The following is a 26,838-nucleotide window of genomic DNA, read 5'->3' on the forward strand; positions in this document are numbered from 1 at the left end:
TGATGATGCGGGAATAGCTCAGTTGGTAGAGCACGACCTTGCCAAGGTCGGGGTCGCGAGTTCGAGCCTCGTTTCCCGCTCCAAGCCCGAGTGGTGGAATCGGTAGACACAAGGGATTTAAAATCCCTCGCCTTTCGAGGCGTGCCAGTTCAAGTCTGGCCTCGGGCACCATTTAATACACTCCTTAGTTTATTAAATTCCCCTTTTAAATCATATCGTTGGGTCGTTAGCTCAGTCGGTAGAGCAGCGGACTTTTAATCCGTTGGTCGAAGGTTCGAATCCTTCACGACCCACCAAATATAAATACCCAATTATTCGATATATTCTTTCTCTTAATCTTTATTTTCTCTTTAACGAATAAAATAAGGCGTTACCCTTATTTATTAAACGCGTGTTCCTCTCCTTATGACAATTATCGAAAATAGCATTAACAGTTTTAGCTCCACTTGAAAAACAACGTTTGATTGTACGTGAGAATAAGCAATTCTATTATGAATAATTCGTAAGGGTTCGATATAGAAAGAGAATTACACACAAGGACAATTTGATGATTCCTTGGGTGTCTTCGACAAAGCTATCGGCCAAGAGTCAAAGGCCTCTTCCTATTATAACTATAATACTTCAACATGAGTGTTGCTGCTTCTTTCTTTAGTCGTTATAAAGTAACAACAGCGGTGAAAGGGACGGAGTCAAGGCGAATATCTTAGGATTTACGGAACGAACGTTTCAGCTACCGGAGAACGGTAGCAACTACATGCATCACTAGATACGTTCCCATTTGTGGCGTTCTGCTTCTCTCAAAAAGCAAGAATGAAAGGAAGGCTTAAAACAAGTCAAGCTGAACATCAAATTGATTTTGTTAGATTGGCGTCACTCCTAGCGCATTAGAAAACCATGAACTCACCTTCGGGTGAAACCGAACCGCGTCGAATTCGGCGCGGTTCTCTTTTATAGAAAAATAATTTCCTAGCATCGTTTGCCCACCAAAATTTAGTTTTGCCTATTGATAATTCTCTTTCAATTCGATTTATTTATGGTGTTTTCAAGTCTTCTTTGTGCATACCTCTCACTCAATTACCTCTTTTTGATTAATAAAAGCAATTTCACCCATTGCTTTTTCAAATTAAATTTATTGATTTAAATCATATGGTTATATTTTATTTTTAGCCATAATCGCCCTGCTGTTTTTACTTTTTTAATATTGGAGCATGATTATGAAAAAATTTGTACTTAAAGCCGCAGTCATCGCGATTGCCGGTTATTTAGGCATTGTTGGGTATATCCATCAATATGATAAGGGGCAGTCAGAAAAATTACTTGCTGAAGGCAATTACTCTGCTGAACAACAACAGGTTGCTAAAATCTTGTTAGATAACGGTTGTCAATATTGTCACTCCCCTAATGTTGATTTGCCTTTCTATGCTAATCTTCCGTTAGCGGATTCCATCTTAAGTCACGATATTGAATCAGGTAAACGCGTCTTTTTATTAAATAAATTACTAGATGGCTTAAAAGATCCAAGTAAATTATCTGAAGTTGATTTAGCAAAACTTGAACGCGTGATTGAAAATAACGAAATGCCGGTAGCGACATTCCGTCATCTTCACTGGGGAAGTCGTCCGGATGAAAACGAAAAAACCACGCTATTAAATTGGATTCGCGAACAACGTAAAGCCTTTTTACCGGCAAATACGGAAGGGACAAATCCTCACAGTCTGATCCAACCGATTCCGGATTCCATCATAACGGATCCTGTCAAAGTAGAACTTGGTCGTAAACTCTTTATGGACGATCGTCTCTCTCAAGATGGTACCGTTCAATGCGAAACCTGCCACCAACTCGACAAAGGTGGGGTTGACCGCTTGGATGTTTCTATCGGTATTGAAGGCAAAAAAGGCGGCATCAATGCGCCAACCGTATTTAACGCCGCATTTAACTTCGTCCAATTCTGGGATGGTCGTGCAATCGATCTCGCCGATCAAGCAGGTGGACCACCGATTAACCCGGTTGAAATGGGTAGCCACACCTGGGATGAGATCGTAGCGAAATTTAAACAGGATGAAGAATTCAAAAAAGAATTCTTAAAAGTGTATCCTGAAGTGAGCCAAGCGACATTAACCCACGCGATCGGTGAATATGAAAAAACCTTGATCACCCCAAATAGCGATTTTGACCGCTACTTAAAAGGCGATAAAACCGCATTAAATGAACAGCAATTAAAAGGTTACGAATTGTTTAAGAAACATAAATGCGACACCTGCCATACCGGTGTGAATATGGGCGGCCAATCTTATGAATACATGGGTATTTACGGCGATTACTTTAAAGATCGCGGTACACCAATCACTGAAGCCGATCAAGGTCGTTTCGCACAAACCAAGGATCCGTATGATATGCATCGCTTTAAAGTGCCGTCATTGCGTAATATTGCATTAACTGCGCCTTATATGCACGATGCTTCTGCAAAAGACTTGAAAGAAGCTGTTCGCATTATGTTGCAATATCAAAGCAATGTGAAACCGCAACAGCAAGACATTGATGACATTACGTCTTTCTTAGAAAGCCTCAATGGTGAGTTTGAAGGTAAGAAATTGCAATAATCGCCATCAATAAAAAGTGCGGTGGATTTTCAACACGTTTTTAAACGTCGTAAAAATTCACCGCACTTTTTTTATTTAAATATCTTATGCATCGAATGCTTTTAAGGATTCCAACAGGCTTTCACCAAATGGTTTACGCCAACCACTTAATAATTCCGGCGGCTCATCCTCCGTTTCTTTTCGCCAGTGCCACTTCATCAGACTTTCTAAATGACGCTTACTGGCAATCACTTCTTTCGGTAAATTCGCCGGCGCAATCTGTATTAATTGTTGTTGCATTGCTTTCAACGCAGCTTTATAGCGCGAATCATCCGCCAGGCGTTGAATTGGCTGCGGATAATCATCCTCTGAAATGCGTTTCACCTGATCAATAATTTGTAGCAATTTCTTACCGTGAATACGAACTTCTGCCGTACTCAAACCGAGCTCTAATAAAGTTGATGTGTTCTTCGGATTGTATTTTGCCACTTGCCATAAGTTTTCTGCACGTACTACAAAATTTAGCGCTAAATCTCGTCTCATAGCTTCTTCCATGCGCCATTTTGCTAGCAATTTTAAACGCATTAATTCTAAAGGATTTAACTTCCACGCATTAGGAATCGCAATATAAGCCGTATCAGGATTTTTAACAGCATGTGCCCGCTTGTTCAGCAAAAATTCACATTCATTTTTGACCGCACTTTGCCATTCGGTTTGCTCAAGTTGTATCTGCATTTGCGCATATAAAGGCAATAAATACCATACATCCGCAGCGGCATATCGTAGCTGTATCTCTGATAACGGGCGCGCCAACCAATCGGTGCGTGATGCCCCTTTATCAATTTCAATGTGGAAATAATGTTGCACCAACGTAGCAAAACCGGCAGAACCGGCAAAACCAAGAAAATTCGCCATCACCTGCGTATCACACATAGGCTGCGGTAATTGCGCGAAATAATGCTGAAAAACTTCCAAATCTTCACCGCAAGCATGCAATACTTTCAATACGCTTTCATCAGCAAGTAAGGCAATAAAAGGGGAAAAATCCTGAATCGTTGTCGGGTCAATTAACGCCACCTCATCACCGGCATATAATTGAATTAAGCCCAATTTCGGATGCAGAGTTCTGACCCGAACAAATTCAGTGTCTAATGCCACCGCACTTTGCGCTCTCGCCTGTTCACAAACATCAAGCAATGCCTGATCATCGGTAATTAATTGAAAGTGTGGCGGGGTGTTACATTCTTTTATTTGATATGTCATAGAAATAAAGGAGAGAATGTGCTGTAAAGCGACATTCTCTCTCGCATTGATTAATAAAATAACTTAGGGAGTTGTCGCACGTTTCGCAATTTCTTCATCACGTAAAACACGACGTAAAATTTTACCCACGTTGGTTTTCGGCAATTCCTCACGGAACTCAATGTCTTTTGGAATTTTATAGCCGGTTAAATATTTGCGGCAATGTTGTCGTAATTCATCGCGGGTTAAACTGTCCTCTTTCTTCACGACGAAGAGTTTGATGGTTTCCCCGGACACGTCATTTGGTACACCGATTGCCGCGACTTCAGCCACTTTATTGTTTAACATCGCCACATCTTCGATTTCATTCGGATACACGTTAAAACCGGACACCAAAATCATGTCTTTTTTGCGATCCACAATGCGCAAGCTGTAACTTTCATCCATGATCACAATATCACCGGTTGCCATCCAACCGTCTTTGATCACTTCTGCGGTGGCTTCCGGACGTTGCCAATACCCTTGCATCACCTGTTCGCCTTTCACCCACAACTCCCCGGCTTCACCGAGAGCCGCTTCAGAACCGTCTTCTTTCACAATTCGAATATCGGTGTTCGGCACCGGCACACCAATACTGCCGTTATGCTTCACTACATTCACCGGGCATGCCGCAATTAACGGAGAGCATTCTGTCATGCCGTAACCTTCAATAATGTTACAACCGGTCAATTCATGCCAACGAGTGGCAACGGATTGGTGAATCGCCATGCCACCGCCCACAGAAAGTTTTAAGGCAGAGAAATTCACGCTCTTCAACTCGTCATTGTTTAACAAGGCGTTAAACAAGGTATTCACGCCGGTAATCGCCACAAACGGATATTTTTTCAGTTCTTTTACAAAACCCGGAATATCACGCGGGTTCGTAATTAATACGGCAGTCACCCCCAATTCAATAAACAACAAGCAGTTCACGGTGAGGGCAAAAACGTGATACAACGGCAAGGCCAAAATGGCTAATCGTTCACGACTACGATCACCCACAAAAGGATGAGCAATCCACTTGGCTTGGAATACATTCACGATAATATTACCGTGCGACAACATCGCGCCTTTCGCGACGCCTGTAGTGCCACCTGTGTATTGCAAAAAGGCCAAATCATTGCGTTCTATTTGCGGACGCACATATTGACGATATTTACCGACACTCAACACTTCACGGAAGGTGACCGCATTCGGCAACTTATATTTTGGTACGAGTTTCTTCACGTATTTCACCACGAAGTTCACTAATGTGCGTTTACCGAAAGACAACTGATCGCCCATACGGGTCAAAATCACATGTTTCACGGAAGTGTTAAAAACGATTTTTTCTAAGGTAGAAGCAAAGTTAGACACCACCACAATGGCTTTGGCGCCACTGTCTTGCAACTGGTGTTCCAACTCGCGTGGCGTGTAAAGCGGATTCACGTTCACCACCACAAGACCGGCACGTAAAATCCCAAATAACGCGATTGGATATTGCAATAAATTCGGCATCATTAATGCCACACGCTCACCACGCTCCAACTTCAATTCATTTTGCAAATAGGCTGCAAAAGCACGGCTGCGTTCTTCTAATTTACGAAACGTTAAAACTTGTCCCATATTAATGTAAGCGGCACGGTCAGGATGTTCACGAATCGCTTTATCAAACATATCTAAAATCGAATCATATTCTGAGGTGTCCAACTCACGCTCAGAACCTTCCGGATAATTTTGAAACCAAGGTTTAGTCATGATGATTCCTTATCTTTTTTCTTTATTTTTATAAAATGAGGCGGAATTCTAACATTCCGCCCAAACTTAATACAAATTATAGCGGAGGCGTGGTTCAGCCCACATGAATCTCGGCGCCCACCAGCCGTATGGGTAAAACGGCCCGTAATCATACATGTCGTCCGGATCGTAATAATATTCTTGCACAAGCTTCCAAAGACGATATTGACGAGCTTGCACCACCGGATAGCTGTAATCCGCTTGATCAATTTTGCCCTGCTCTTTGCCACTTAGCACACCGGCAACGGTAATGTATTGATCTTTTAAGTTTTCCGGATCCACAAAGCCGTTTAAGTAGGCAATAAAGCGCCCATTACTGTGGCTATCAATCATCGGTTTTGCAGAGAAATACGCGACCGTTTGATTTAATACTTCCACTTTTGTCTGATTTTTTAAGGCGGTGGCAGAAATCACTTTGCCGCCCAGACGCACTTTGACACAACGGCAGTCGTAATCTTGCGGTTGGATGTTATTTAAATTTAACGCATCAAATTGTTTTGGCTCTAACCCTTGCGGTGCCGATACACAACCGGTTAAAACAAGAGAAAGTGCGGTCAATATTAACCCTATTTTTTTGCTCATTTTAATGCTCCTCTCAAAAGGTGATTAAAATCTATTCTCGCCCTGGCAATTTCTTCCACGTCACTTCATTGCGTAAGTAAATCGGCTCAATCTCCAACGGGCCGATGGTCTCGCCGGCAAACCATTTTGGCAATGCCAAATCCAGCATATATAACGCAGAAGGTAAGGTGATCTCTGTCGCTTTACCAAGATTCGCGTCGCTTAATTCAGGATAAGCCGCCCAGCCGGTTCCTGCTAAAACGGCATTTTCATGATGTTGTTGAACCACCTGCTCAATGGCTTTTGACGGGCTGCACACCTGCTCGGCAATAACCGGTTGCCAATCTAAAAACTCGCCGAAATCTGACCGCACTTTTTGCGCCTGCCATTGGGCGAAATACACTTCATTCATACGCGCATCAATCGCCGTCAATACATTTTCCGCCTGATATTGCACATAGGCAGCTTGTGCCATTGCGGCTAAATTGGACACTGGAATCACCGGCAAATCAGCCCCAAAGGCTAAGCCTTGAGCAATACCAGCACCAATGCGCACGCCGGTAAAACTGCCCGGACCACGACCGAAAACCAAGGCATCCACTTGATGCAGCGTAATGCCTGCTTGTGCCAAAATTTCATCCACCATCGGCAAAATATGTTTGGTGTGTTCACGCTGCGCAAATTGCGCTAAATGTGTTTTTTCACCGACGCGTAACAAAGCAACAGAACAAGCCTCTGTTGCGGTATCTAAAGCTAATAATGTGACATTTTTCATATTTATATTGATTCGTTGTTATCGTCTGTCTTTAACGTTGTTAAGAATTGTACCACTTTGTGCAAATCCCGCGTACGTTTAAAATTCGGCAAACTGCGCAAAAAGGTTTCCCCATAAGGTCGCATCACCAAGCGGTTATCGCAAATAATCACAGCACCGCGATCGGTCACATCACGAATTAACCGCCCTACGCCCTGCTTCAAGGTAATCACCGCTTCGGGAATTTGAATATCATTAAACGGATCGCCCCCTTGCAAACGGCAATCTTCAATGCGGGCTTTCAGCAAAGGCTCATCAGGCGCAGTAAACGGCAATTTATCGATAATCACCAGCGACAACGCATCGCCCCGCACATCCACGCCCTCCCAAAAACTGGAGGTGGCCACCAGCACGCTGTGCGATTGCGAAATAAATTGTTCCAACAGCGTCGTTTTTGCCGTTTCGCCCTGCAATAAAATCGTCAGTTCACTGTTTTCACGAAAATAATCCGCCAGGCTACGCATCATGGCGTACGACGTACAAAGCACAAAACAACGGCCTTGGTTGGCTTCGATAATCGGCAGTAACATCTTGCCTAATTGAGTGAACGTGCCGCTGTGATTGGTTGCCGGTAGATAACGTGGCACGCATAGCAAGGATTGCTCTGCATAATTAAAGGGGCTTGGCAGAATTTTCTGCGCAGCCTGTTGAATGCCTAAACGCTGGCAAAAATGGGCAAAAGTACCGCCCACTTCCAAGGTGGCAGAGGTGAAAATCCAGGCGCATTTTTGTTTTGCCATTTGCTCACCGAATTTATCCGCTACAGTAAGCGGCGTAATATGCAGCCCAAACTGGCGACCGATACATTCAAACCAATAGCAATAGCCGGTAATTTCTGTTTCCGTCAGGCGTTTAAGTAAATTTTGTAACTGGGCAATGCGCTCAAAAATGCTGTCCAGCGTTTGTGAACGCCCCAAGCCTAATTTCACCACTTCGGCGGTGAAATTCAGTTTTTCCAATAAAAAATCAAAGGCTTTTTTGACCGCACTTTGTTGCAGCATTTGCCGCCAGTTACCGCGCAAATTCCCCTCTCCCAACATTAAACGGAAATCCTGCACGATTTTTAACAGCTGATCCGCCGCCACACCAAGCTGTTTCATGTCTTTCACTTCGGTGCGGTAGGTAATTTGAATGTCTTTACATAAATCAAAAAGTTGGCGGGATGTCACCGATTGACCGAAATATTGGCTGGCGATATCAGGCAGTTGGTGCGCTTCATCAAACACAATCACTTCTGCATTCGGGATCAATTCGCCGAAGCCATTTTCTTTCACTGCCATGTCGGCAAAAAATAAGTGATGATTGACCACCACCAAATCCGCATTCAACGCTTTTTTACGCGCCAATGCCACAAAACAATCCGCATAATTCGGGCAATCACTCCCCAAACAACTTTCCGCCGTACTGGTGAGTTGAGGCAAAATCGGGCTATCCTCGGCAATTTCAATACATTCGGATAAATCGCCGGTCTTCGTGGCATTACGCCATTTGCGCACTTTGGATAAATCATGCAGCACACTGCGGTCACCCAGCACGCCTTGCGCAATCACCTGCTCCAAACGTTCTAAACATAAATAATTGGCACGCCCTTTGAGCAAAGCAATTTTGCCGCTGTACCCGAGGGCTTTTTGAATAGCGGGTAAGTCGCGATTGAACAACTGATCTTGCAAGTTTTTGGAACCGGTGGAAATGATGGTTTTCTTTTTCGCCAATAATGCCGGCGCCAAATACGCAAAGGTTTTGCCCGTCCCCGTACCGGCTTCCACCACTAACGCCCCTTGCTGTTCAATGGCATTGCCCACCGCCGTCGCCATGTCGACCTGTTCTGCGCGGGGACGAAAGCCCTTGATATGGGCGCTCAATGCACCGTCTGGGGAAAACGCCTTGCTAATTTGTTTTGAATACGCCATTATTTTTCACCTGTTAAAAAGTCGGCACAGTATAGCAGATTTCCCCTTCTTTCTGAATCAACAAGGACAAGATGATGAACATTCAATTACAACAACAAATCACACCGGAATTGAGCTTATATGCTTACAACGACATTCCCGTTTTACATTTACACCACGCCGTCGGCACCGCAAAAATCGCCTTACAAGGGGCGCATTTATTCAGCTGGCAACCGGCGCACAGCAAACAAGACGTATTGTGGTTAAGTGACATCGAGCCCTTTAAAGCCGGCAACGCTATTCGCGGCGGCATTCCTATTTGCTACCCATGGTTTGGTAATGCCGGCACGCCGGCGCACGGTTTCGCCCGTACCAGCCTATGGCAATTAAGCGACTACGAGATTAACAACGACAAAGTGCGGTTGGTTTTTTCGTTGTTTTCCAAACACAACATCATCTTGGCTAAAATCGAAATGCTATTCACCGAATATTGCGACCTACGCTTTACCCATTACGGCGACGTTGGCATGGAAAACGTGCAACTGGCGCTACACAGTTATTTCAACATTGGCAACATCGCCAATACGACGATCGTCAACCTGCCAACAACCTGTTTTAACTCCCTGACCCAATCGCAAGAAACTGTGCCTTCACCACGCACTATCAATGAAAACGTGGATTGCATTTATACCGCGCCACAACAGCCAACGGAAATTCACGACCAAGCCAACCAACGCACCCTATTCGTGACACATCAAAATGCCAGCGATGTGGTGTTATGGAACCCATGGCACAAAGCCACAAGCAGCATGTCAGAAAACGGCTATCAAACCATGGTGTGCGTAGAAACCGCGCGAATCCATCGCGCTCTTGAGGCTGGCGAAACCGTGGCGGTGAGATTGTGTGTGAAGTAAAACAAAAGTGCGGTCAGATTTTAAGGATTTTTTGCAAATGAGACGATACGAGAGTTACAAAGATTCGGGTGTGGAATGGCTGGGGGAAGTGCCGAGCCATTGGGAAATAAGCTCATTAGGAAAGATACTTTTATCAGTATCAGAAAAAAAATCGACCTGATTTACTTTCACTATCTATCACTAGGGAGTTAGGTGTTATTTGTAGTGATCAACTAATTCAACAGTCCCCGATAGGTTGTTTTTGTTAAAACAGGTGGCAAACCTTGATTGTAACGATGTGGGCGAACAAAATTGTAATACATCACATAATCTCTCATATCGTCCATCGCTTGCCCTTAGATAGCCGCCCTCTTGCATCCATTCATATTTAAAGCTGCGGAACCAACGCTCCATTGGAGCATTATCCCAACAGTTACCTCGGCGACTCATGCTTTGGATTAAACCATAGTCTTGTGCCGTTTTGCAAAATACCTTGCTACCATAAATGCTGCCTTGGTCTGAATGGAAAATCATTTTTGCCGTCTTTTTGACATTCAGCATCGCGTGATGCAAAGCATCTACAACTAATTCGCTGTCATGATGACGGCTCAACTTCTAACCCACCACTTGGCGGTTGCAGAGATTAATCACCACCGCTAAATAGCACCAAATCCCATTGACTTTAAGATAGGTCGTATCGCCACAAAGCACCGTCGTTTTATCAGTATTCGGTGTAAACTCACGGTTCAAATGATTGGCAAAAATCTGTCCATTCTCTTTATTCTGATTTTGCCATTTTTGCGGCTGTTTGCTGAATAATTCCTGCTGTTTCATTAATTTTTGAATCAAATAGAGTCCAATAAAGATGCCTTTCCGTTTCAATAAATCCCTCTATTTCCATCTACAATCTATAGAAATTATAGTTGCAGGCATACCTATAATTTGTACATCAAATTTCAAACTCGATTCTACTTTAGTCGAAGCATTATGAATTCTGAAACTAAATTGCCAACCACCATCAAGATATAATTCCAATGTGTTTTTACTACATGGCTTATAATCTAAACTTACAATTCGTGTTGGAAGTATTGATATTGGTAATTCAATGCTTCTCTTTTTCTTATTCCCTTGCTTATTTAAAGTACCTCTTAAATTATAACTTTGTATTTGAGTTGTTCGTTTGCTATCAATTCCAATAACTTTATAAAAATCAAATTCTCCAAGTAAATACTCCACCATAAGTCTAGGAATATCTTTACCAAACAAGCAGTTTTGTCTCTCTAATTCCCCTTTAAATGCATTTAATAGTGGAACATATACATCATCTTCTTTATTAGGTAAATCGCTCCACTTGGAGTCCTTTTGTTTCTCAACATCAAGATATTCAAATATAGGTTTAATCTCTTTCCAATATTGTTCGGAACAATCTACCCCATACCATTTTCTACCAAAATCTAAGTTCTTTGACAGCCTACTATGCTTAACAGCAAAATGATTATGCTTAACACTTAAACCTATTTCCCATTCAATACCTCGTCTAATAATCAAGACATCTCTTACATCGCCTTCCTTACCTTTATCATCCGATTGAATTTTTAGTTCAAGCTCATCGTCTCCATCATCTAAAATCAAAGGTTCAAGGTCAAATATAGTGTTGACCCCTGCCAAGGCACTAACTTTATATATTGTCTTTTCAGAGTCAGTTAAAGTATTCCATGCTCTTTCTGCTGCAAAGTAACTACTATTTTCTTCTATCTTTACTGGTCTTGTTTTAGATATTTCTTCAAATAATGTAATTAAATAGGAGAACTCATATGCTCTTCCTTGATTATTACTTTTATTGCTCATGACTAACCTCCAATTAAAATCCTCTGTACCAGTTTTTAATAGATTACTATTTACACTTGAATTATCTAAAGCAGATAAAATTGCTTTAGCCATTTCAAATGCAAGATTTACTGGCACAGCATTACCAATCATTTTATAGGCATCATTTAAATTCGTATAATAGAATTTAAAATCATCTGGAAACCCTTGTATTCTTGCACACTCTCTCACTGTTAATCTTCTGTATAGTGCTTCCTTACCAGGTTCAAATATATTTTTATTTTTTTCTACTTTAGGCATCACTGGTGCTTGTGGATGTAGCTGACATTGTCTTCCTGAAGCTTGAACTGTAAATGCCTGTTCATCCCATCGTCTAACTCTATTTCTACTCATAAAAATAGGTGAGTACGCACCGACAAAGTATTCATGATTCATAACTTTGCAATTATTACCATTAGTTTTATTTCTCTCTAATGCCGGTATTGCAGAATCCTTCAAGTCCAAAATCGCATCTTTAAAAGTTAATTTGTTTTTATATGGTCTTGGTGGTTCAAATTTAACCTTCAAATCTTTCCTAAATCCCACATAAAAAACTCTTTTTCTGTCTTGTGGAACACCATAGTCACTTGCATTTAACAAATGAATAAAGACATCATAACCAGCTTCTTCAAATTGAGAAACTATATTCTCAACGGCATCATTATGTCGTCTTGCCATCATCCCCTTAACATTTTCGGCAAGGAAAAACTTAGGGCGTTTATCCTTCAAAATACGTATATACTGATAAAATAATTGCCCTCTCGGGTCATTGATGCCCTTTAAAGAACCTGCTTCACTCCATGATTGACATGGCGGTCCTCCTATAATTCCATCACAGTCAGGGAACATATCTGAAGGAATTCTACAAATATCTCCTTTTATAAGTTTAGTTTTATGATTTTTTTCATATGTTTCCCATATCGTTTTATCATATTCGTTTGCCGCAACCACATTAAATCCAGCTTTTTCAAAACCTAAATCTAATCCACCAGCTCCCGAAAACAAGCTAACTAAATTCATCTTATATTACCTCCGAAGAATCATTAACACATTCTACAATCTCTGAAATATCACATTCCAATACATTACATATTTTAAGTAATACATCAGTGGTTACATTTTCACCATTTTTTATCTTGTAAAATGTACTTCTACTCACTTTAGCTTTATCCATAAGCTCTGTATTCTTCATTTCTATATCTATCAATCTTTTAAATAATTTTTTATAGCTAAGTTTCGACATGATTATCCTCCGGTCCTATCCATCTTAATATCATATTTTTCTATTATATCATATAAATCAAGCTTAAAGCAGTATTATATTCTGTTTTTTCGAACATAATAACACAAAGAATACTCGGTGCAGTCCTAAAACCCACTGTCGTGATCATTTTATCCAGCAAATCTTTAACCGTAAAAAACTCAAAGGCAAAGCCAAGGGAATAGTGGTAACGCAAAATATTGAAACCGCCATCCGCTATTTTCAGGCATTAAAACGATTGCTGGCTGAGCGAGGTAATCCATTTAAAATTGCGATTGCGTTTTCAGGCAGTAAAGTGGTTGATGGTGTTGAATATACCGAAGCAGAAATGAATGGGTTTGCGGAAAGCGAAACCAAAGATTATTTCGATAAAGATGAATATCGCCTATTGGTGGTCGCCAATAAATATCTGACCGGCTTTGATCAGCCGAAATTGTATGCCATGTATGTGGATAAGAAACTCTCCGGCGTACTTTGTGTGCAAGCTTTATCTCGTTTAAATCGCAGTGCGAATAAGTTGGGTAAACGCACGGAAGATTTGTTTGTGTTGGACTTTTTTAACAGCGTTGAAGATATTCAGCAAGCATTTGAGCCGTTTTATACTTCTACGTCGTTATCGCAAGCAACCGATGTCAATGTCTTGCATGATTTAAAAGATCAGTTGGATGAAACCGGCGTGTATGAACAAGCGGAGGTCAACGACTTTACTGAAGGCTATTTTGCCAATAAAGACGCACAGCAATTAAGCAGTATGATTGATGTGGCGGTTCAACGTTTCGACCATGAGTTGGCGCTTGAGCCAACCCAAAAAGTTGATTTTAAAATCAAGGCAAAACAGTTTTTAAAAATCTACGGGCAAATGGCCTCCATCATCAATTTTGAAAATATTGCTTGGGAAAAGCTCTATTGGTTTCTCAAATTCTTAGTACCAAAATTAAAAGTACAGGATCCAATGGATGAATTTGATGAAATTTTAGATGCCGTAGATTTAAGCTCTTACGGCTTGGCGCGTACCAAATTGAATTACAGCATTAAATTAGATGATGAAGAAACGGAGCTTGACCCACAAAATCCAAATCCACGCGGCACACATGGTGAAGATAAAGAAAAAGATCCGATTGATGAAATTATTCGTGTATTTAACGAAAGATGGTTTCAAGATTGGAGCGCAACACCGGATGAGCAACGGGTAAAATTTATCAATATTACCGAGCGTATCCGTAGCCATAAAGACTTTGAGCAGAAATATCAAAACAACCCGGATGTTCATACCCGTGAATTGGCTTTCCAAGCCATTTTGCGCGATGTGATGAGTGAACGCCACCGAGATGAACTAGAGCTATACAAACTTTTTGCCAAAGATGCTGCATTTAGAACTGCTTGGACGCAGAGTTTACAACGAGCTTTGGCTAGATAGAAAAAGTGCGGTCAGATTTTTAGATGTTTTTCAAAACTCAACTTCTGATCGCTTGAGATCTGCCTAAATCCCCTAAAATTTCCTATCAAAACAATTCATAAAACATCTCATTTTGGGCCTAATTTGCCATTTATTACTGCCGTGTTTGTGAGTAACATAATGGGCGATTCAAAACACATAACCATCCATATAAAAGGAGATTAAATCATGAAAAAATTGATGACTGCGATCGTTTTCGCTGCTGCGATGACAGCGCCCTTAGCTGCCTCTGCTGCTTCTATGCCTGAAACTGAAAAAGCGATGGCGCAGCAAGCAAACACAAAAGGCGTTTGGATTGACGTTCGTTCTGCCGAAGAATTTAACGCAGGCCATTTACAAGATGCGGTGAACATTCCACACGATCAAATCCTTGAACGCATCCAATCCGTTAGCCCGGATAAAGATGCCCCGGTTAACCTCTACTGCCGCAGCGGCCGCCGTGCAGAAGTGGCGTTAAACGCACTGAAAAAAGCAGGTTACACCAACGTTACCAACCATGGCGGTTATGAAGATTTGGTTAAGAAAGGCATGAAATAATCATACCTTATTAAAAACAAAAATCCCCTAAATGTTTAATTTAGGGGATTTTTTATAAGTAATTTTTGACTGAGCTCTATCGAAAAATTGCATATCACGGCTATTAAGATTTCAGGTGATGTTTTTTTTATGATAAAGCCCAATCCGTTTTTCAGGTGTTTTTTTGTCGCTCAACCTATATGCATTAAAACCTGAAATTACAACAATCCTGGTTGACCTAAAGCAGGATCTACCTCACGTGCTTTTAAAGCATCTTCAACAGTTAAGCCTAATGCTTTGGCGACACCTTCACCATACGCCGGATCACACCAATGACAGTTGCGAATATGACGATATTTGATGAAATCAGGTGCATCCCCCATCGCGGCAGCCGTATTGTTGAATAATGCTTGTTTTTGCTCCGAATTCATTAAATTAAATAATGCACGCGGTTGGCTGAAGTAATCGTTATCATCGTTACGGAAATCCCAGTGCGCGGCATCACCATTAATACGAAGTGGTGGTTCGGCAAAATCCGGTTGTTGTTGCCATTGATTAAAACTATTCGGTTCATAGTGCGGCAAGCTACCATAGTTACCATCAACACGACCAAAACCATCACGTTGGTTGCTGTGCACCGGACAACGTGGACGATTTACCGGAATTTGACGGTAATTCACTCCTAAACGATAACGTTGTGCATCGGCATAGTTGAATAAACGCGCTTGCAACATTTTATCCGGGCTTGCACCGATCCCCGGCACTAAGTTACTCGGTGCAAAAGCAGATTGTTCCACATCAGCAAAGAAGTTTTCCGGATTGCGGTTAAGTTCAAACTCCCCTACTTCAATTAATGGATAGTCTTTTTTCGACCATACTTTGGTTAAATCGAATGGGTGGTAAGGCACTTTTTCCGCATCGGCTTCAGGCATAATTTGTACGTATAACGTCCATTTCGGGAAATCACCTCGTTCAATCGCTTCATACAAATCGCGTTGATGACTTTCACGGTCATTTGCGATAACAGCAGCCGCTTCTGCATCGGTTAAGTTTTTAATGCCTTGTTGGGTACGGAAGTGGAATTTCACCCAAAAACGTTCGCCCGCTTCGTTCCAGAAACTGTAAGTATGTGAACCGAAACCGTGCATATGGCGATAGCTTGCCGGAATACCGCGATCACTCATGACAACAGTGACTTGGTGCAATGCCTCAGGCAATAATGTCCAAAAGTCCCAGTTGTTAGTGGCTGAACGCATATTCGTGCGCGGATCACGTTTTACCGCTTTGTTTAAATCTGGGAATTTACGCGGATCACGTAAGAAGAATACCGGGGTGTTGTTACCCACTAAGTCCCAGTTACCTTCTTCGGTATAGAATTTTAAAGCAAAACCACGAATATCGCGTTCCGCATCTGCAGCACCACGTTCTCCCGCAACGGTCGTAAAGCGTGCGAACATTTCTGTTTTTTTGCCGACTTCACTGAAAATTTTTGCGCGAGTATATTTAGTAATGTCGTGTGTGACAGTAAAGGTACCAAATGCACCGGAACCTTTCGCGTGCATACGACGCTCCGGAATCACTTCACGCACAAAATCTGCTAATTTTTCATTTAGCCATAAATCCTGTGCAAGTAACGGACCGCGTGGACCGGCAGTTAAACTGTTTTGGTTATCGGCAACAGGCGCGCCGTTACCCATCGTTAAAGGCGTGCTGGTTAAATGAGAAAAAGGGCATTTAGCACTCATAGAAAACTCCTTAATAAATAGTATTAGCTTGAAGTAAATATCGCCAAGCATAATATAGAAAGGTTTTACCAATTAAAATCTATTAAATTAATTCAAAAACCCTATCAAAGGTAATTTTTCATCTTCACGTATTCATAACGTTTCAAAAAGCCTTTCTAACAAAAATTTTATTAATTCTTTTGGTAACACTTTATTTCAAAACAACATTTTTACGTTTCAAAGTGAGGTCAAATTTTCAGGTATTTTCGCTTTTTCAAATAACATCCGTCTAACCTTTGAACTGTTTACATGCATCCTCTTTCTTCAAGAAACGCGCGATTGCCCAATCCGGAAAAACACTAAAAAATCCCACCGCACTTTGCTATAATGCGCGCCATTCATTTCATTCAAAACAAGAGAAGAACATGACTGATTTTCCTGCCATTCGTGACCTCAACGAGCAAAATCTCAACGAAATTTTACAGCTTTCACAACATCATCCTTTGGTGATCACGTTTTACGCGCCAAGCCATGCGGATTCTGTGGCGTTTGTGAAAACCTTGGAAAATTATGCCAACCAATACCAAGGGCAATTTGTGTTAGCCAAAGTGAATTGTGAGAAAGAACAAATGGTGGCGGCGCAGTTTCGTATTCAAGCCTTGCCGACCACTTATTTGTTTAGAGACGGGCAAGCGTTGGATGCCTTTCAAGGCGCGTTGGATAACACTACCTTGCAACAGCGTTTGAGTGCGATTTTGCCGAAAGAGGAAGAAATCAAATTTAATCAGGCATTGGATTTGCTTGCGGTGGAAAATTATGATCAAGCGTTGCCGTTGTTGAAAGAGGCGTGGGAGTTGTCTGATCAGAAAAATAGCGATATCGCACTGCTCTATGCGGAAACCTATATCGCCATGAAAAAAACTGAGCCGGCACAGCAGATTTTGAACAAAATCCCCTTGCAAGATCGCGACAGTCGCTGGCAAGGATTACAAGCGCAAATTGACTTGTTGATTAAAGCCGCAGATACACCGGAGATTCAACAATTACAGGAAGAATTTGCAAAACAGCCAACCCATGATCTTGCGTTGAAATTGGCATTGCAATTACACCAAGCCAACCGCAACGAAGAAGCCTTGGAGTTGTTATTTACCATTTTACGTCAAGATTTAGGCGCGGAAGACGGCAAAATCAAGCAGGAATTTTTATCCATTTTAGCCGCCATCGGCAACAACGATCCGGTAACCAATAAATACCGCCGATTGCTCTATTCGTTGTTGTACTGATGGGAAATCTTCTATAATACCGCCCACAAATTTCAAGTTGATAAGGATTGATTATGTCGGATATGAAACACGCGCAATTACTCATTTTAGGTTCCGGCCCTGCCGGTTACACTGCGGCTATTTATGCGGCACGCGCCAATTTAAAACCGGTACTCGTCACCGGATTACAACAAGGCGGACAACTCACTACCACCAGTGAAATTGAAAACTGGCCGGGTGATTTCGGTGAAACGACCGGCCCTGAATTAATGCAAAGAATGTTGCAACACGCAGAAAAATTCGAGACCGAGATCGTCTTCGATCACATTAACCGCGTAGATTTATCTTCTCGCCCGTTCAAATTATACGGCGATGCACAAACCTTTAGCTGCGATGCGTTAATCATTGCCACCGGTGCTTCCGCCCGTTATTTAGGCTTACCTTCCGAAGAAAACTTCAAAGGTCGCGGCGTTTCCGCTTGTGCCACTTGTGACGGTTTCTTCTATCGCAACAAACCGGTTGCCGTCATCGGTGGCGGTAACACCGCTGTGGAAGAAGCGCTCTATTTAGCCAACATTGCTTCTGAGGTGCATTTAATCCACCGTCGCGACAGTTTCCGCGCAGAAAAAATTCTTATCGACCGCTTATACAAAAAAGTGGAAGAAGGCAAAATCGTGTTGCATACCAACCGCACTTTAGATGAAGTGTTGGGCGACAACATGGGCGTAACCGGCGTACGTTTGAAAGACGTGCAATCCGAAGCAACGGAAGAGGTCGCATTAGACGGCGTCTTCGTGGCCATCGGCCATGCACCGAATACGGAAATTTTCCAAGACCAGCTGGAATTAAACAACGGCTATATCGTGGTGAAATCCGGTTTAGACGGCAACGCAACTGCCACGTCTGTGGAAGGTGTTTTTGCCGCAGGCGATGTGATGGATCACAACTATCGTCAAGCCATTACCTCTGCCGGCACCGGCTGCATGGCGGCATTAGATGCTGAGCGTTATTTGGATGCGCAAAAAGCATAACTGTTCGGTCATCGCACCGAGACAACACATTGTGCAATACAGGGTGGGCAATAGCGCCCACCTTCCGTTTTTCTGTTTCTGATACAACATAACTTATGGATAAATCTCGTCAAAAATATTTGCAACAATGGCTTCGCACACAGCAAACGCCGATTAAAAAATATTTGAATCTCAACATTCTGCTCGCCACGTTCTCCTCAGTGATTTTAGTGGGGCAGACTTATCTCTTGGCCTCTTTGCTGCATAAGCTCATTATTCTGGGCGAACCGGTCACCGGCTTAGCGCCTTACTTTATCGGCTTAGTCGTCGGCTTTGCGCTACGTGCGCTGATTTTGTGGATCCGAGAAAAAATCGGCTTCAAGTGCGGTCAATTATTGCGGAATATTATTCGCCAGCAAATTTTGGATAAAATCCATCAAGTTGGCCCTGCAACGATTAACAATAAACCGGCCGGCAGCTGGGCAACCATCATGTTGGAACAAGTGGAAAACTTGCATAATTTCTACGCCCGCTATTTGCCACAACAAGCGCTTTCCGCCATTGTACCGATGATTATTCTGATTGCCGTATTCCCGTTGAACTGGGCAGCCGGTTTGATTTTAATGGGCACCGCGCCGCTGATTCCTATCTTTATGATTTTGGTGGGCAAAGCAGCAGCAGACAGCAGCCAAAAGAACATGGATACCCTTGCGCGTTTAAGCGGTCAATTCCTCGATCGTCTGCGCGGTTTAGAAACCTTACGTTTATTCGACCGCACTTCCGAGCAAACCCGCCATATTGAAAACAGCACGGAAGATTTCCGCGAAACCACCATGGATGTCTTGAAAATGGCATTCCTCTCCTCTGCCGTGTTGGAATTTTTTACCTCGATTTCTATCGCATTAATGGCGGTGTATTTCGGTTTCAGTTATTTAGGGCAAGTAGAATTCGGCAGTTACGACACACCGATTACGCTCTTTATCGGTTTCTTTTGCCTCATTCTTGCACCGGAGTTTTATCAACCATTACGCGACCTCGGCACCTATTATCATGACCGTGCCGCCGGTATTGGTGCGGCAGATGCCATTGTGGATTTCTTGGAAGAAGATTATTTAATCGCCCAAGGCGACAGCAAAGCGGCATTTGAAAGCCAAAGTGCGGTGGAAATTTCAGGTGAAAATGTAGTGGTCTTGTCGCCGCAAGGCAAACCGCTAACAGAGGCGCTGAATTTCCATATTCCGGCGCAGAGCCACATCGCGATTGTGGGGCAAAGCGGTGCCGGGAAAACCTCGCTAATTAATGCTATTTTGGGCTTTTTACCTTATGAAGGCAGCTTGAAAATCAACGGGCAAGAGCTGCGCGATGTCGATTTAGCGCAATGGCGCAAACACATTGCCTGGGTCGGACAAAACCCGTTGTTGTTGCAAGGCACAATTAAAGAGAATTTATTATTGGGTGACATTCAAGCTTCCGCACAAGAAATTGATCACGCGTTAGCCTTAGCGCAAGCGAAAGAATTTACCGACCGTATCGGCTTAGACGCGGAAATTAAAGAAGGCGGCATTGGCGTGTCCGTGGGACAAGCACAACGTTTGGCCGTTGCTCGTGCGTTACTGCGTAAAGGCAATTTGTTGTTATTAGATGAACCGACTGCCAGCCTTGATGCGCAATCGGAAAATCAGGTATTACAAGCCTTGCAACATATCAGTCGCCAACAAACAACCGCGATGATCACCCACCGCATTGAAGATCTGAAACAATGCGACACCATTTTGGTGATGCGCCACGGACAAATTATTCAGCAGGGGCATTTTGACCAACTGCAACATCAAGGTTTCTTCGCCGAATTATTGGCACAACGACAACAGGATATTAACTAATGCGTGCTTTATTGCCTTTTATTCGTTTATTTAAATTTGCCAAACTACCATTAATTTTCGGTGGTTTGTTAATGATTTTAGGACTTGCCTCCAGCATCGGGTTGCTTACCCTTTCCGGTTGGTTCCTCGCGGCGACCGCGATTGCCGGTTTAGATTCGCTGTTTAACTTTTTCTATCCGTCTGCCAGCGTACGCGGTTTAGCCATCGGGCGTACCGTGGCACGCTATTTTGAAAAAGTCGTTACCCATGACGCCACCTTCCGCGTGCTAGCCAAATTACGCGTGCAAGTGTTTAGCAAAATTATTCCATTAAGCCCGGGCGTGCTCAATCGCTATCGTAACAGTGATTTATTAAACCGCTTGGTTGCCGATGTGGATACCTTGGACGGACTTTATCTTCGCCTGATTGCACCGTTTATCAGTGCCATTGTGGTGATTACATTTATTACCATTGGATTAAGCTTTGTTCATGTGCCACTTGCGCTGTTCCTTGGTCTCACGTTACTGACATTATTATTGGTGATTCCAACCATTTTTTACCATTTAGGCAATAAATTCGGCGCAAAATTAACCCAATCGCGCGCTCTGTACCGCACGCAATTTGTGGAATTTATTCAGGCACAAGCAGAATTATTGTTATTTAACGGGGAAGAAAAACTAAAAGGGAAATTAAGCCAAACCGAACAGCAATGGCAAGCCTATCAACAACAGGAAGCGAATTTATCGGGATTTTCCACCGCACTTTTGTTGTTCGCCAACGGCTTGGTGTTATGTATTGTGATGTGGTTTGCCGCCCAAGTGGATTTGGGCAGCGATGAATACCGTGCTGCATTAATTGGCTTGTTTGCTTTTGCCGCCCTCGCCTCCTTTGAAATTCTGATGCCTATCGGCGCTGCATTTTTGCATATCGGGCAAATGGTCGCGTCGGCTGAACGGGTAACGGATATTATCGAACAGCAACCACTGGTAGATTTTTCCGGCACGCAAATTGTTGAAAACCAAACTCAAGCGCCGTTATTGCAAATTAATCACGTTCATTTCACTTATCCGCAACGTGATAACCCGGCATTAGTGGACTTAAATCTCTCTATTGAAGCCGGTGAAAAACTTGCCATTTTAGGAAAAACCGGTAGCGGCAAATCGACGCTACTTCAATTATTGGTACGCAATTATGATGCCAACCAAGGAGAAATCTTATTCGCCGGCAATCGCATTCAAGCCTATAGCGAAAGCAGTTTACGCCAACAATTTTGTTTCTTAACCCAACGCGTGCATGTGTTTAGCGATACGTTGCGTAACAACTTGCAACTGGCTAACCATGCACCATTAAGCGATGAAAAAATGGTTGCTGTGCTACAACAAGTGGGCTTGGAAAAATTAGTGAATCAAGAACAAGGATTAGATTTATGGCTGGGAGACGGCGGTCGTCCGTTATCGGGCGGTGAACAACGTCGTTTAGGCTTAGCGCGTGTGTTATTAAATGATGCGCCGATCCTACTCTTAGATGAACCGACAGAAGGTTTGGATCGCGAAACCGAACGTAATATTCTGCAAGCGATTTTGGCACATAGTGTCGGTAAAACCTTGATTATGGTGACACACCGTTTAACCGCCATTGAGCAATTTGATCAACTTGTGGTGATCGATAACAGTCGATTAATTGAACAAGGTTCGTACAGCGAATTGATCAATAAAGAAAATGGCTTTTTCAAGCAACTGACACAACGTATTTAAAAGGAAAGGCTGGAAAGGTGGAAACCTTTCCGGCTTAGTCTCGGCACACGAAAATTCTGACTCTGGCTGCTTTCTTCCGAACCTGACCTGGTAAACCAGACTTCATTGCGAGGGACCGAAAAGGTTTCCATTGAATTAACCGCAAGATTTGATAGCGCGATTAAGGCTTCGCATTATGCAATAAGCCCTATTGAATTGCAAATGTTATCTCCGGATCACATCAGAACAGCCTGAACTTTAAACAAACGAGGAAAATCATGACCGCACTTAACCAACTTATCGAACTGTTAAAACTGGAAAAAATCGACGATTTACTTTTTCGCGGCGCAAGCCAAGATCTCGGGTTTCGCCAAGTGTTCGGTGGTCAAGTCGTGGCGCAGGCGCTTTCTGCTGCGATTCAAGTCGCCCCTCAAGATCGTTTTTTACATTCTTGCCACGCCTATTTTCTCTCGCCGGGCGACAGTCAATATCCGATTATTTATGATGTCGAAATTTTACGCGAGGGCAGAAATTTCACGGCAATGCGGGTAAAAGCCATTCAACATAAATCACCGATTTGTCACATTACCGCCTCTTTCCAAACGCTGGAACAAGGCTTTGAACACCAAAGCGAAATGCCAAAAGTGGAAGCACCTGATACCCTCATGTCAGAAAGCTCAGTCATTCAGCAAATGGCACAAACCATTCCGGAAGCCGTACGCGATAAATTTACGGCAGAGCGTCCCTTTGATATTCGTACCAAATATTTAAATAATCCGTTCCGCGGACATAAACTGCCTCCACAACAATACTCTTGGGTACGTACCAATGGCAAAGCACCGACAGACTATCACATTCAACAATGTCTGCTTGCCTATTTCTCCGATTTTCATTGCATTTTGACCGCACTTCATCCCCATGAAAAAGGCTTTTTACAAAAAGGCATGAAAGTCGCCACCATCGACCATTCTATTTGGTTCCATCGCCCGTTCGATATGAATGATTGGTTGCTCTATGCCATCGAAAGTAACAACGCCTACGCTGCCCGCGGCCTTGCTCGTGGCCAATTTTTTGCGGCAGATGGCAGATTAATTGCGACCACACAACAAGAAGGTTTAATTCGTTACGTTCCGGAAGAACAATAAAAAACGAGGGGAAAAAATGACCGCACTTTATGCCGCTCAAGATTTTTGGCATGCCGTTACCACGGCACTGCAAACCACAGATCCGTTAGAAAAATGCCGCTTAGTGAATCATCTTTATGATGAGCTATTACCGCAGATTAAATTGGCGGAATTATCCGATTTTCCGGAAGTGACACCTGAAATGGATCTTGCCGGTATTCCGGAGAAGCCACTGCTCGTTGCACCGAAAGATGTGCCGAAACGTTCTTTCGCCACAGAGGAAGGTTATGCTGCCACCTTACACGCCATTGCACATATTGAATTTAATGCCATTAATTTGGGCTTAGATGCCGCTTGGCGTTTTGGCCGAAATGCGCAACAAGAATTAGGCGAAGGCATGGCATTTGTAAAGGATTGGCTACGTGTCGCACGTGAAGAAAGTACACACTTTTCCTTAGTCAACGCGCATTTGCAGACCCTTGGATATCAATATGGCGATTTTGAAGCCCATGCCGGTTTATGGGAAATGGCACAGGCAACCGCGCATGATATTTGGGAACGAATGGCATTAGTACCACGTGTACTGGAAGCTCGCGGACTGGATGCCACGCCTATATTGCAAGAAAAAATTGCACAACGTAAAGATATGGCTGCCGTCAAGATTTTAGATGTGATTTTAACGGATGAGATCGGGCACGTTTATATCGGCAATCATTGGTATCACGCGCTTTCCGCCAAACGAGGATTGGATGCCATGAAATGCTTTACCGAATTGCTGCATAAATATCGAATTGTCATTTTTAAAGGGGTAATCAATACTGATGCCCGTTTACAAGCAGGGTTCACGCAACATGAATTAGATTGGATTTATGAAGTGGAACAGACATTAAAGTCGTATGTTAAACAGTAAAAAATGAAATGCCCGATAAGAAATATTATCGGGCATTTTTTTTAGAATCGAACGCCAGTGCCAACGCCAACTCCGACGCCATTAGAACCGCCACCAACACCGACACCGACGGAACAGGCGCTGAGACTCAAAACAATAAATAATGTCATGATGATTTTTTTCATTTAGTCCTCCTTTTTCACTTGTTCAATATTCCGGTATAGTCGATAAATCCCGATAAGATCGCGCTTGGCGATAGATTTAAAGGGCAACAATAAATAGTAAATACAACGATAATGCTCTACGGATGCCAACATATCCAGCCACTCCTGTGGCTCACAACATTCACGGTATTTTCGCATAACATCACAAATCATCTCATCGGATAATTCATCTTCACGACATAAATTATAGATAAATAGCAACAAATCTCGCGCTTTTTGCTTACTTAAAGCCCGCTTAGTCGCATTCACTTCAAAATCAATAAACAACACTTGACCATCACGCCATAGAATATCGCGAATCGCCGGACGTCCGTGCACCAACCCTTGCTGATGTAATGCAGCCAATGCCACCGCCGCATCCAATAAAATAACACGTTTTTGTTGTTCGGAAAGATGAAGCCCCATCCAATGGGCCACACTGTTCCCGCCGTCTTCCAACACCAAGAAATCCTCACCAAACATTTCAAGATGCGGCACCGGCGCATCATGTTCCGCAAGATATTGCAAACTTTGAATTTCGTTTTTAAAGGCTTGTTTCGGTTTCGGCTTCAAAAAATGCCACACACCGTGTAATTGTTCCGGTTGTTTCAACCAAAAATCTTTATCGTTATAAGTAAAATGATATACGCGCTCACCTTTATGCTCGGCAAGCACTTGCTGAACATATTCCTCAAAAGGTAATGCGGATAATTGCGACATATTTTCGTTCCCCACAAACATAAAGTGCGGTCAAAATTAACCGCACTTTTAAGCAAATAGCCTGTGCTATTTTTTAATTAAACTTAATTTAGCTACACGATCACCGGCTAATTGACAATCCATTTTATAAAATTGATTGCCGTTCAAACGAACATCCGCGGTAAGACGCACATCGCTTTTAGCATGATTCGCTGAACTGCGAAATACCCGTGACGTTTGTGCAACCTGCTGAATTTTAGCGATGCAAAGGTAATTCAATTTGGCATCATTGCCGGTTTTTACGTTGGCAGCGCCTTTGTCTGCGCTGTTTGTTCCCAACATTTTGTGTAATTTAGCCCCTTCGGCGACGAACGCGTTATGCGATTCATTAGCACTGTTTACGCTGTACACTTTCCCGTTTTCTTGCACAGCAGACACTTTTCCGGCCTTATAGAAAAATAATTTATTCTCACCGTCGTGCGTAACTTTAATCAATTCCGGTTGTCCATTAAGATACGCGACATAATGGGTATTGTTGTGCATATATTCAAAGCGTGGCAATGTTTCCGCTTTTTGCACAAAAGCATTAACATCAAACGTTGGTGCTGATGTTGAGCCAGCCTCAACCACCGCTCCCGGTTTGCGCATGTTGTTCGACGAAAATAAAGATCCGCACGCAGAGAGCAATAGCATTGAAGAACATATTGAAGCAACGAGTGTCGCTTTGACGATATATTGACGCATAAAAAACTCCTGAAACCAGTAAAAGTGCGGTCTAGTTTAACCGTTTTTTGATTTTTTTTAAACCTTACGCATTGGAGAACATCTATGTTTACATGGTTAAAACAAAAAGGCATCGCTTTCATTTTTGCCTGTTTACTGACATTCACATGCTCAACTTCCGCTTTTGCCCTGGCTATCGGCGAAAGTGAAATTAACCAATTACTCAAACAACACAATCATTATAAAAACAGTTATGGCATTCCGGGGCTCGCCGGCGTGGACTACAACCTGCATGATTTCAGCGCCAAAATTGGGCAAACGGCAGAAAAACGATTGGAATTAAACGGCATTATCGATGGTTTATTTCAACTCCCTACCGATAAATTTTCTGCAAAACTGAATCTCACCTTCGACACGGTGCCTTATTATGATGCACAAAAAGGCGCCGTCTATTTGAAAGATATTCGTGTGCTTCGTTGGTCCGGCTCGCCACAACAGTATATGGGGCAAGTGCAAAACCTCATTCCCCTACTTGCCAGTAATATTTCCGCTTACTTGAGCAGTACACCGATTTATACGCTGGATGAAAAGAATCCTCGGGATAAAATGATCAAGCAAGTCGCCAAAGCCATTCGTGTAGAACAAGGCAGACTGGAAGTCGAAACCATTGATAATTTGTTAAAACCATAATCTCAAAGAAAAAAGAAAGGCTGAAATAAA

General features: G+C 42.8%; 23 protein-coding genes, 3 tRNA genes, 1 other RNA gene and 1 pseudogene. 14 read left to right on the top strand and 14 right to left on the bottom strand.

What is annotated here, in order from left to right:
- Nucleotides 1–7: 7 nt before the first annotated feature.
- The 4 genes from LQ983_RS01360 (at nucleotide 8) to LQ983_RS01375 (ending at nucleotide 2,600) form a co-directional block, all read left to right on the top strand.
- Nucleotides 8–83, top strand: a tRNA-Gly gene (locus LQ983_RS01360).
- Nucleotide 84: 1 nt separating this feature from the next.
- Nucleotides 85–171, top strand: a tRNA-Leu gene (locus LQ983_RS01365).
- A gap of 49 nt (nucleotides 172–220) precedes the next feature.
- Nucleotides 221–296 (top strand) — tRNA-Lys (locus LQ983_RS01370).
- Between the two features lie 918 nt (nucleotides 297–1,214).
- The gene (locus tag LQ983_RS01375) at nucleotides 1,215–2,600 is read left to right on the top strand and encodes a cytochrome-c peroxidase (RefSeq protein ID WP_230621383.1); all 1,386 of its coding nucleotides are present in this window, start codon (nucleotides 1,215–1,217) and stop codon (nucleotides 2,598–2,600) included.
- Nucleotides 2,601–2,684: 84 nt separating this feature from the next.
- Here the strand turns inward: LQ983_RS01375 and rnd are convergent, their stop codons facing one another.
- The 5 genes from rnd to LQ983_RS01400 form a co-directional block, all read right to left on the bottom strand.
- On the bottom strand, nucleotides 2,685–3,842 hold the full coding sequence (gene rnd / locus LQ983_RS01380; protein ID WP_230621384.1) for a ribonuclease D: 1,158 nt from the start codon (nucleotides 3,840–3,842) through the stop codon (nucleotides 2,685–2,687).
- Nucleotides 3,843–3,905: 63 nt separating this feature from the next.
- On the bottom strand, nucleotides 3,906–5,597 hold the full coding sequence (fadD, locus tag LQ983_RS01385; protein ID WP_230621385.1) for a long-chain-fatty-acid--CoA ligase FadD: 1,692 nt from the start codon (nucleotides 5,595–5,597) through the stop codon (nucleotides 3,906–3,908).
- Between the two features lie 66 nt (nucleotides 5,598–5,663).
- Nucleotides 5,664–6,218 (bottom strand): Slp family lipoprotein, encoded by a 555-nt coding sequence (locus LQ983_RS01390; protein WP_230621386.1) that lies wholly within the window; start codon nucleotides 6,216–6,218, stop codon nucleotides 5,664–5,666.
- A 31-nt stretch (nucleotides 6,219–6,249) separates the two neighbouring features.
- The gene (tsaB, locus tag LQ983_RS01395) at nucleotides 6,250–6,972 is read right to left on the bottom strand and encodes a tRNA (adenosine(37)-N6)-threonylcarbamoyltransferase complex dimerization subunit type 1 TsaB (RefSeq protein WP_230621387.1); all 723 of its coding nucleotides are present in this window, start codon (nucleotides 6,970–6,972) and stop codon (nucleotides 6,250–6,252) included.
- A 2-nt stretch (nucleotides 6,973–6,974) separates the two neighbouring features.
- A complete protein-coding gene (locus LQ983_RS01400) occupies nucleotides 6,975–8,921 on the bottom strand; it encodes an ATP-dependent DNA helicase (protein WP_230621388.1) in 1,947 nt (648 codons plus the stop codon).
- Between the two features lie 71 nt (nucleotides 8,922–8,992).
- Here LQ983_RS01400 and LQ983_RS01405 point away from each other — a divergent pair, with 71 nt between their 5' ends.
- Nucleotides 8,993–9,814 (top strand): D-hexose-6-phosphate mutarotase, encoded by an 822-nt coding sequence (locus LQ983_RS01405; RefSeq protein WP_230621389.1) that lies wholly within the window; start codon nucleotides 8,993–8,995, stop codon nucleotides 9,812–9,814.
- A gap of 195 nt (nucleotides 9,815–10,009) precedes the next feature.
- Here LQ983_RS01405 and LQ983_RS01410 read toward each other — a convergent pair whose 3' ends face one another.
- The 4 genes from LQ983_RS01410 to LQ983_RS01425 are packed head-to-tail and all read right to left on the bottom strand — an operon-like array spanning nucleotide 10,010 to nucleotide 12,902.
- Nucleotides 10,010–10,405 carry a DDE-type integrase/transposase/recombinase gene (locus tag LQ983_RS01410; RefSeq protein WP_230621390.1) on the bottom strand — a complete coding sequence of 132 codons (396 nt, stop codon included), beginning with the start codon at nucleotides 10,403–10,405 and terminating at the stop codon, nucleotides 10,010–10,012.
- A gap of 3 nt (nucleotides 10,406–10,408) precedes the next feature.
- Nucleotides 10,409–10,627, bottom strand: a complete 219-nt coding sequence (locus LQ983_RS01415; protein WP_230621391.1) for a hypothetical protein — start codon at nucleotides 10,625–10,627, stop codon at nucleotides 10,409–10,411.
- A 57-nt stretch (nucleotides 10,628–10,684) separates the two neighbouring features.
- Nucleotides 10,685–12,679 (bottom strand): HaeIII family restriction endonuclease, encoded by a 1,995-nt coding sequence (locus LQ983_RS01420; RefSeq protein WP_230621392.1) that lies wholly within the window; start codon nucleotides 12,677–12,679, stop codon nucleotides 10,685–10,687.
- A gap of 1 nt (nucleotide 12,680) precedes the next feature.
- A complete protein-coding gene (locus LQ983_RS01425; RefSeq protein WP_230621393.1) occupies nucleotides 12,681–12,902 on the bottom strand; it encodes a helix-turn-helix transcriptional regulator in 222 nt (73 codons plus the stop codon).
- Between the two features lie 142 nt (nucleotides 12,903–13,044).
- Between LQ983_RS01425 and LQ983_RS01430 the strand changes: the two are divergent.
- Together LQ983_RS01430 and LQ983_RS01435 are read left to right on the top strand one after the other, a co-directional pair.
- A pseudogene (locus LQ983_RS01430) lies at nucleotides 13,045–14,337 on the top strand (type I restriction endonuclease subunit R); the annotation flags it as partial.
- Nucleotides 14,338–14,544: 207 nt separating this feature from the next.
- Nucleotides 14,545–14,913: a rhodanese-like domain-containing protein gene (locus LQ983_RS01435; protein WP_230621394.1), complete on the top strand. Its 369-nt coding sequence runs from the start codon at nucleotides 14,545–14,547 to the stop codon at nucleotides 14,911–14,913.
- Nucleotides 14,914–15,110: 197 nt separating this feature from the next.
- On the opposite strand, the gene LQ983_RS01440 is transcribed toward LQ983_RS01435, so the two are convergent.
- Nucleotides 15,111–16,637 carry a catalase gene (locus LQ983_RS01440; protein ID WP_230621395.1) on the bottom strand — a complete coding sequence of 509 codons (1,527 nt, stop codon included), beginning with the start codon at nucleotides 16,635–16,637 and terminating at the stop codon, nucleotides 15,111–15,113.
- 404 nt (nucleotides 16,638–17,041) lie between these two features.
- Between LQ983_RS01440 and LQ983_RS01445 the strand changes: the two genes are divergently transcribed.
- The 4 genes from LQ983_RS01445 to cydC all read left to right on the top strand — a co-directional run bounded on the left by LQ983_RS01445 (nucleotide 17,042) and on the right by cydC (nucleotide 22,501).
- Nucleotides 17,042–17,899 (top strand): co-chaperone YbbN, encoded by an 858-nt coding sequence (locus tag LQ983_RS01445; RefSeq protein WP_111305633.1) that lies wholly within the window; start codon nucleotides 17,042–17,044, stop codon nucleotides 17,897–17,899.
- Nucleotides 17,900–17,952: 53 nt separating this feature from the next.
- Nucleotides 17,953–18,909: a thioredoxin-disulfide reductase gene (gene trxB, locus LQ983_RS01450; RefSeq protein ID WP_111305632.1), complete on the top strand. Its 957-nt coding sequence runs from the start codon at nucleotides 17,953–17,955 to the stop codon at nucleotides 18,907–18,909.
- Nucleotides 18,910–19,004: 95 nt separating this feature from the next.
- Complete coding sequence (gene cydD / locus LQ983_RS01455) at nucleotides 19,005–20,768, top strand: cysteine/glutathione ABC transporter permease/ATP-binding protein CydD (RefSeq protein WP_230621396.1); 1,764 nt, start codon at nucleotides 19,005–19,007, stop codon at nucleotides 20,766–20,768.
- Nucleotides 20,768–22,501: a cysteine/glutathione ABC transporter ATP-binding protein/permease CydC gene (gene cydC / locus LQ983_RS01460; RefSeq protein WP_230621397.1), complete on the top strand. Its 1,734-nt coding sequence runs from the start codon at nucleotides 20,768–20,770 to the stop codon at nucleotides 22,499–22,501. Before cydD ends, cydC begins: the two co-directional genes overlap by 1 nt.
- A 23-nt stretch (nucleotides 22,502–22,524) precedes the next feature.
- Here the strand turns inward: cydC and ffs are convergent.
- Nucleotides 22,525–22,623: signal recognition particle sRNA small type (ffs, locus tag LQ983_RS01465), an RNA gene on the bottom strand.
- Nucleotides 22,624–22,758: 135 nt separating this feature from the next.
- Here ffs and tesB point away from each other — a divergent pair.
- Nucleotides 22,759–23,625: an acyl-CoA thioesterase II gene (gene tesB, locus LQ983_RS01470; protein ID WP_230621398.1), complete on the top strand. Its 867-nt coding sequence runs from the start codon at nucleotides 22,759–22,761 to the stop codon at nucleotides 23,623–23,625.
- A 16-nt stretch (nucleotides 23,626–23,641) separates the two neighbouring features.
- The gene (locus LQ983_RS01475) at nucleotides 23,642–24,514 is read left to right on the top strand and encodes a ferritin-like domain-containing protein (protein ID WP_230621399.1); all 873 of its coding nucleotides are present in this window, start codon (nucleotides 23,642–23,644) and stop codon (nucleotides 24,512–24,514) included.
- Between the two features lie 41 nt (nucleotides 24,515–24,555).
- Here LQ983_RS01475 and LQ983_RS01480 read toward each other — a convergent pair whose 3' ends face one another.
- The 3 genes from LQ983_RS01480 to LQ983_RS01490 form a co-directional block, all read right to left on the bottom strand.
- Nucleotides 24,556–24,678: a lipoprotein gene (locus tag LQ983_RS01480; RefSeq protein WP_230621400.1), complete on the bottom strand. Its 123-nt coding sequence runs from the start codon at nucleotides 24,676–24,678 to the stop codon at nucleotides 24,556–24,558.
- Nucleotides 24,679–25,416, bottom strand: coding sequence for a lipopolysaccharide kinase InaA family protein (locus LQ983_RS01485; RefSeq protein ID WP_230621401.1), 738 nt, complete (start codon nucleotides 25,414–25,416; stop codon nucleotides 24,679–24,681).
- 66 nt (nucleotides 25,417–25,482) lie between these two features.
- Nucleotides 25,483–26,139 (bottom strand): hypothetical protein, encoded by a 657-nt coding sequence (locus LQ983_RS01490; protein WP_230621402.1) that lies wholly within the window; start codon nucleotides 26,137–26,139, stop codon nucleotides 25,483–25,485.
- An 84-nt stretch (nucleotides 26,140–26,223) separates the two neighbouring features.
- Between LQ983_RS01490 and LQ983_RS01495 the strand changes: the two genes are divergently transcribed.
- Nucleotides 26,224–26,808 (top strand): DUF1439 domain-containing protein, encoded by a 585-nt coding sequence (locus tag LQ983_RS01495; RefSeq protein ID WP_230621403.1) that lies wholly within the window; start codon nucleotides 26,224–26,226, stop codon nucleotides 26,806–26,808.
- Nucleotides 26,809–26,838 lie beyond the last annotated feature (30 nt).

The organism is Aggregatibacter sp. Marseille-P9115 (assembly GCF_920939465.1).
Taxonomy (GTDB): Bacteria; Pseudomonadota; Gammaproteobacteria; order Enterobacterales; family Pasteurellaceae; genus Aggregatibacter; species Aggregatibacter segnis_B.

What these genes read in the sequence shown, in the direction of transcription:
- LQ983_RS01445 (WP_111305633.1), top strand. Translation starts at nt 17,042, where the DNA reads ATGACTGATTTTCCTGCCATTCGTGACCTCAACGAGCAAAATCTCAAC.
- LQ983_RS01440 (WP_230621395.1), bottom strand. Translation starts at nt 16,637, where the DNA reads ATGAGTGCTAAATGCCCTTTTTCTCATTTAACCAGCACGCCTTTAACG.
- LQ983_RS01480 (WP_230621400.1), bottom strand. Translation starts at nt 24,678, where the DNA reads ATGAAAAAAATCATCATGACATTATTTATTGTTTTGAGTCTCAGCGCC.
- cydD (WP_230621396.1), top strand. Translation starts at nt 19,005, where the DNA reads ATGGATAAATCTCGTCAAAAATATTTGCAACAATGGCTTCGCACACAG.
- tsaB (WP_230621387.1), bottom strand. Translation starts at nt 6,972, where the DNA reads ATGAAAAATGTCACATTATTAGCTTTAGATACCGCAACAGAGGCTTGT.
- LQ983_RS01495 (WP_230621403.1), top strand. Translation starts at nt 26,224, where the DNA reads ATGTTTACATGGTTAAAACAAAAAGGCATCGCTTTCATTTTTGCCTGT.
- LQ983_RS01485 (WP_230621401.1), bottom strand. Translation starts at nt 25,416, where the DNA reads ATGTCGCAATTATCCGCATTACCTTTTGAGGAATATGTTCAGCAAGTG.
- trxB (WP_111305632.1), top strand. Translation starts at nt 17,953, where the DNA reads ATGTCGGATATGAAACACGCGCAATTACTCATTTTAGGTTCCGGCCCT.
- tesB (WP_230621398.1), top strand. Translation starts at nt 22,759, where the DNA reads ATGACCGCACTTAACCAACTTATCGAACTGTTAAAACTGGAAAAAATC.
- LQ983_RS01435 (WP_230621394.1), top strand. Translation starts at nt 14,545, where the DNA reads ATGAAAAAATTGATGACTGCGATCGTTTTCGCTGCTGCGATGACAGCG.
- rnd (WP_230621384.1), bottom strand. Translation starts at nt 3,842, where the DNA reads ATGACATATCAAATAAAAGAATGTAACACCCCGCCACACTTTCAATTA.
- LQ983_RS01375 (WP_230621383.1), top strand. Translation starts at nt 1,215, where the DNA reads ATGAAAAAATTTGTACTTAAAGCCGCAGTCATCGCGATTGCCGGTTAT.
- LQ983_RS01490 (WP_230621402.1), bottom strand. Translation starts at nt 26,139, where the DNA reads ATGCGTCAATATATCGTCAAAGCGACACTCGTTGCTTCAATATGTTCT.
- LQ983_RS01420 (WP_230621392.1), bottom strand. Translation starts at nt 12,679, where the DNA reads ATGAATTTAGTTAGCTTGTTTTCGGGAGCTGGTGGATTAGATTTAGGT.
- fadD (WP_230621385.1), bottom strand. Translation starts at nt 5,597, where the DNA reads ATGACTAAACCTTGGTTTCAAAATTATCCGGAAGGTTCTGAGCGTGAG.
- LQ983_RS01400 (WP_230621388.1), bottom strand. Translation starts at nt 8,921, where the DNA reads ATGGCGTATTCAAAACAAATTAGCAAGGCGTTTTCCCCAGACGGTGCA.
- LQ983_RS01415 (WP_230621391.1), bottom strand. Translation starts at nt 10,627, where the DNA reads ATGAAACAGCAGGAATTATTCAGCAAACAGCCGCAAAAATGGCAAAAT.
- LQ983_RS01390 (WP_230621386.1), bottom strand. Translation starts at nt 6,218, where the DNA reads ATGAGCAAAAAAATAGGGTTAATATTGACCGCACTTTCTCTTGTTTTA.
- LQ983_RS01475 (WP_230621399.1), top strand. Translation starts at nt 23,642, where the DNA reads ATGACCGCACTTTATGCCGCTCAAGATTTTTGGCATGCCGTTACCACG.
- LQ983_RS01425 (WP_230621393.1), bottom strand. Translation starts at nt 12,902, where the DNA reads ATGTCGAAACTTAGCTATAAAAAATTATTTAAAAGATTGATAGATATA.
- LQ983_RS01405 (WP_230621389.1), top strand. Translation starts at nt 8,993, where the DNA reads ATGATGAACATTCAATTACAACAACAAATCACACCGGAATTGAGCTTA.
- cydC (WP_230621397.1), top strand. Translation starts at nt 20,768, where the DNA reads ATGCGTGCTTTATTGCCTTTTATTCGTTTATTTAAATTTGCCAAACTA.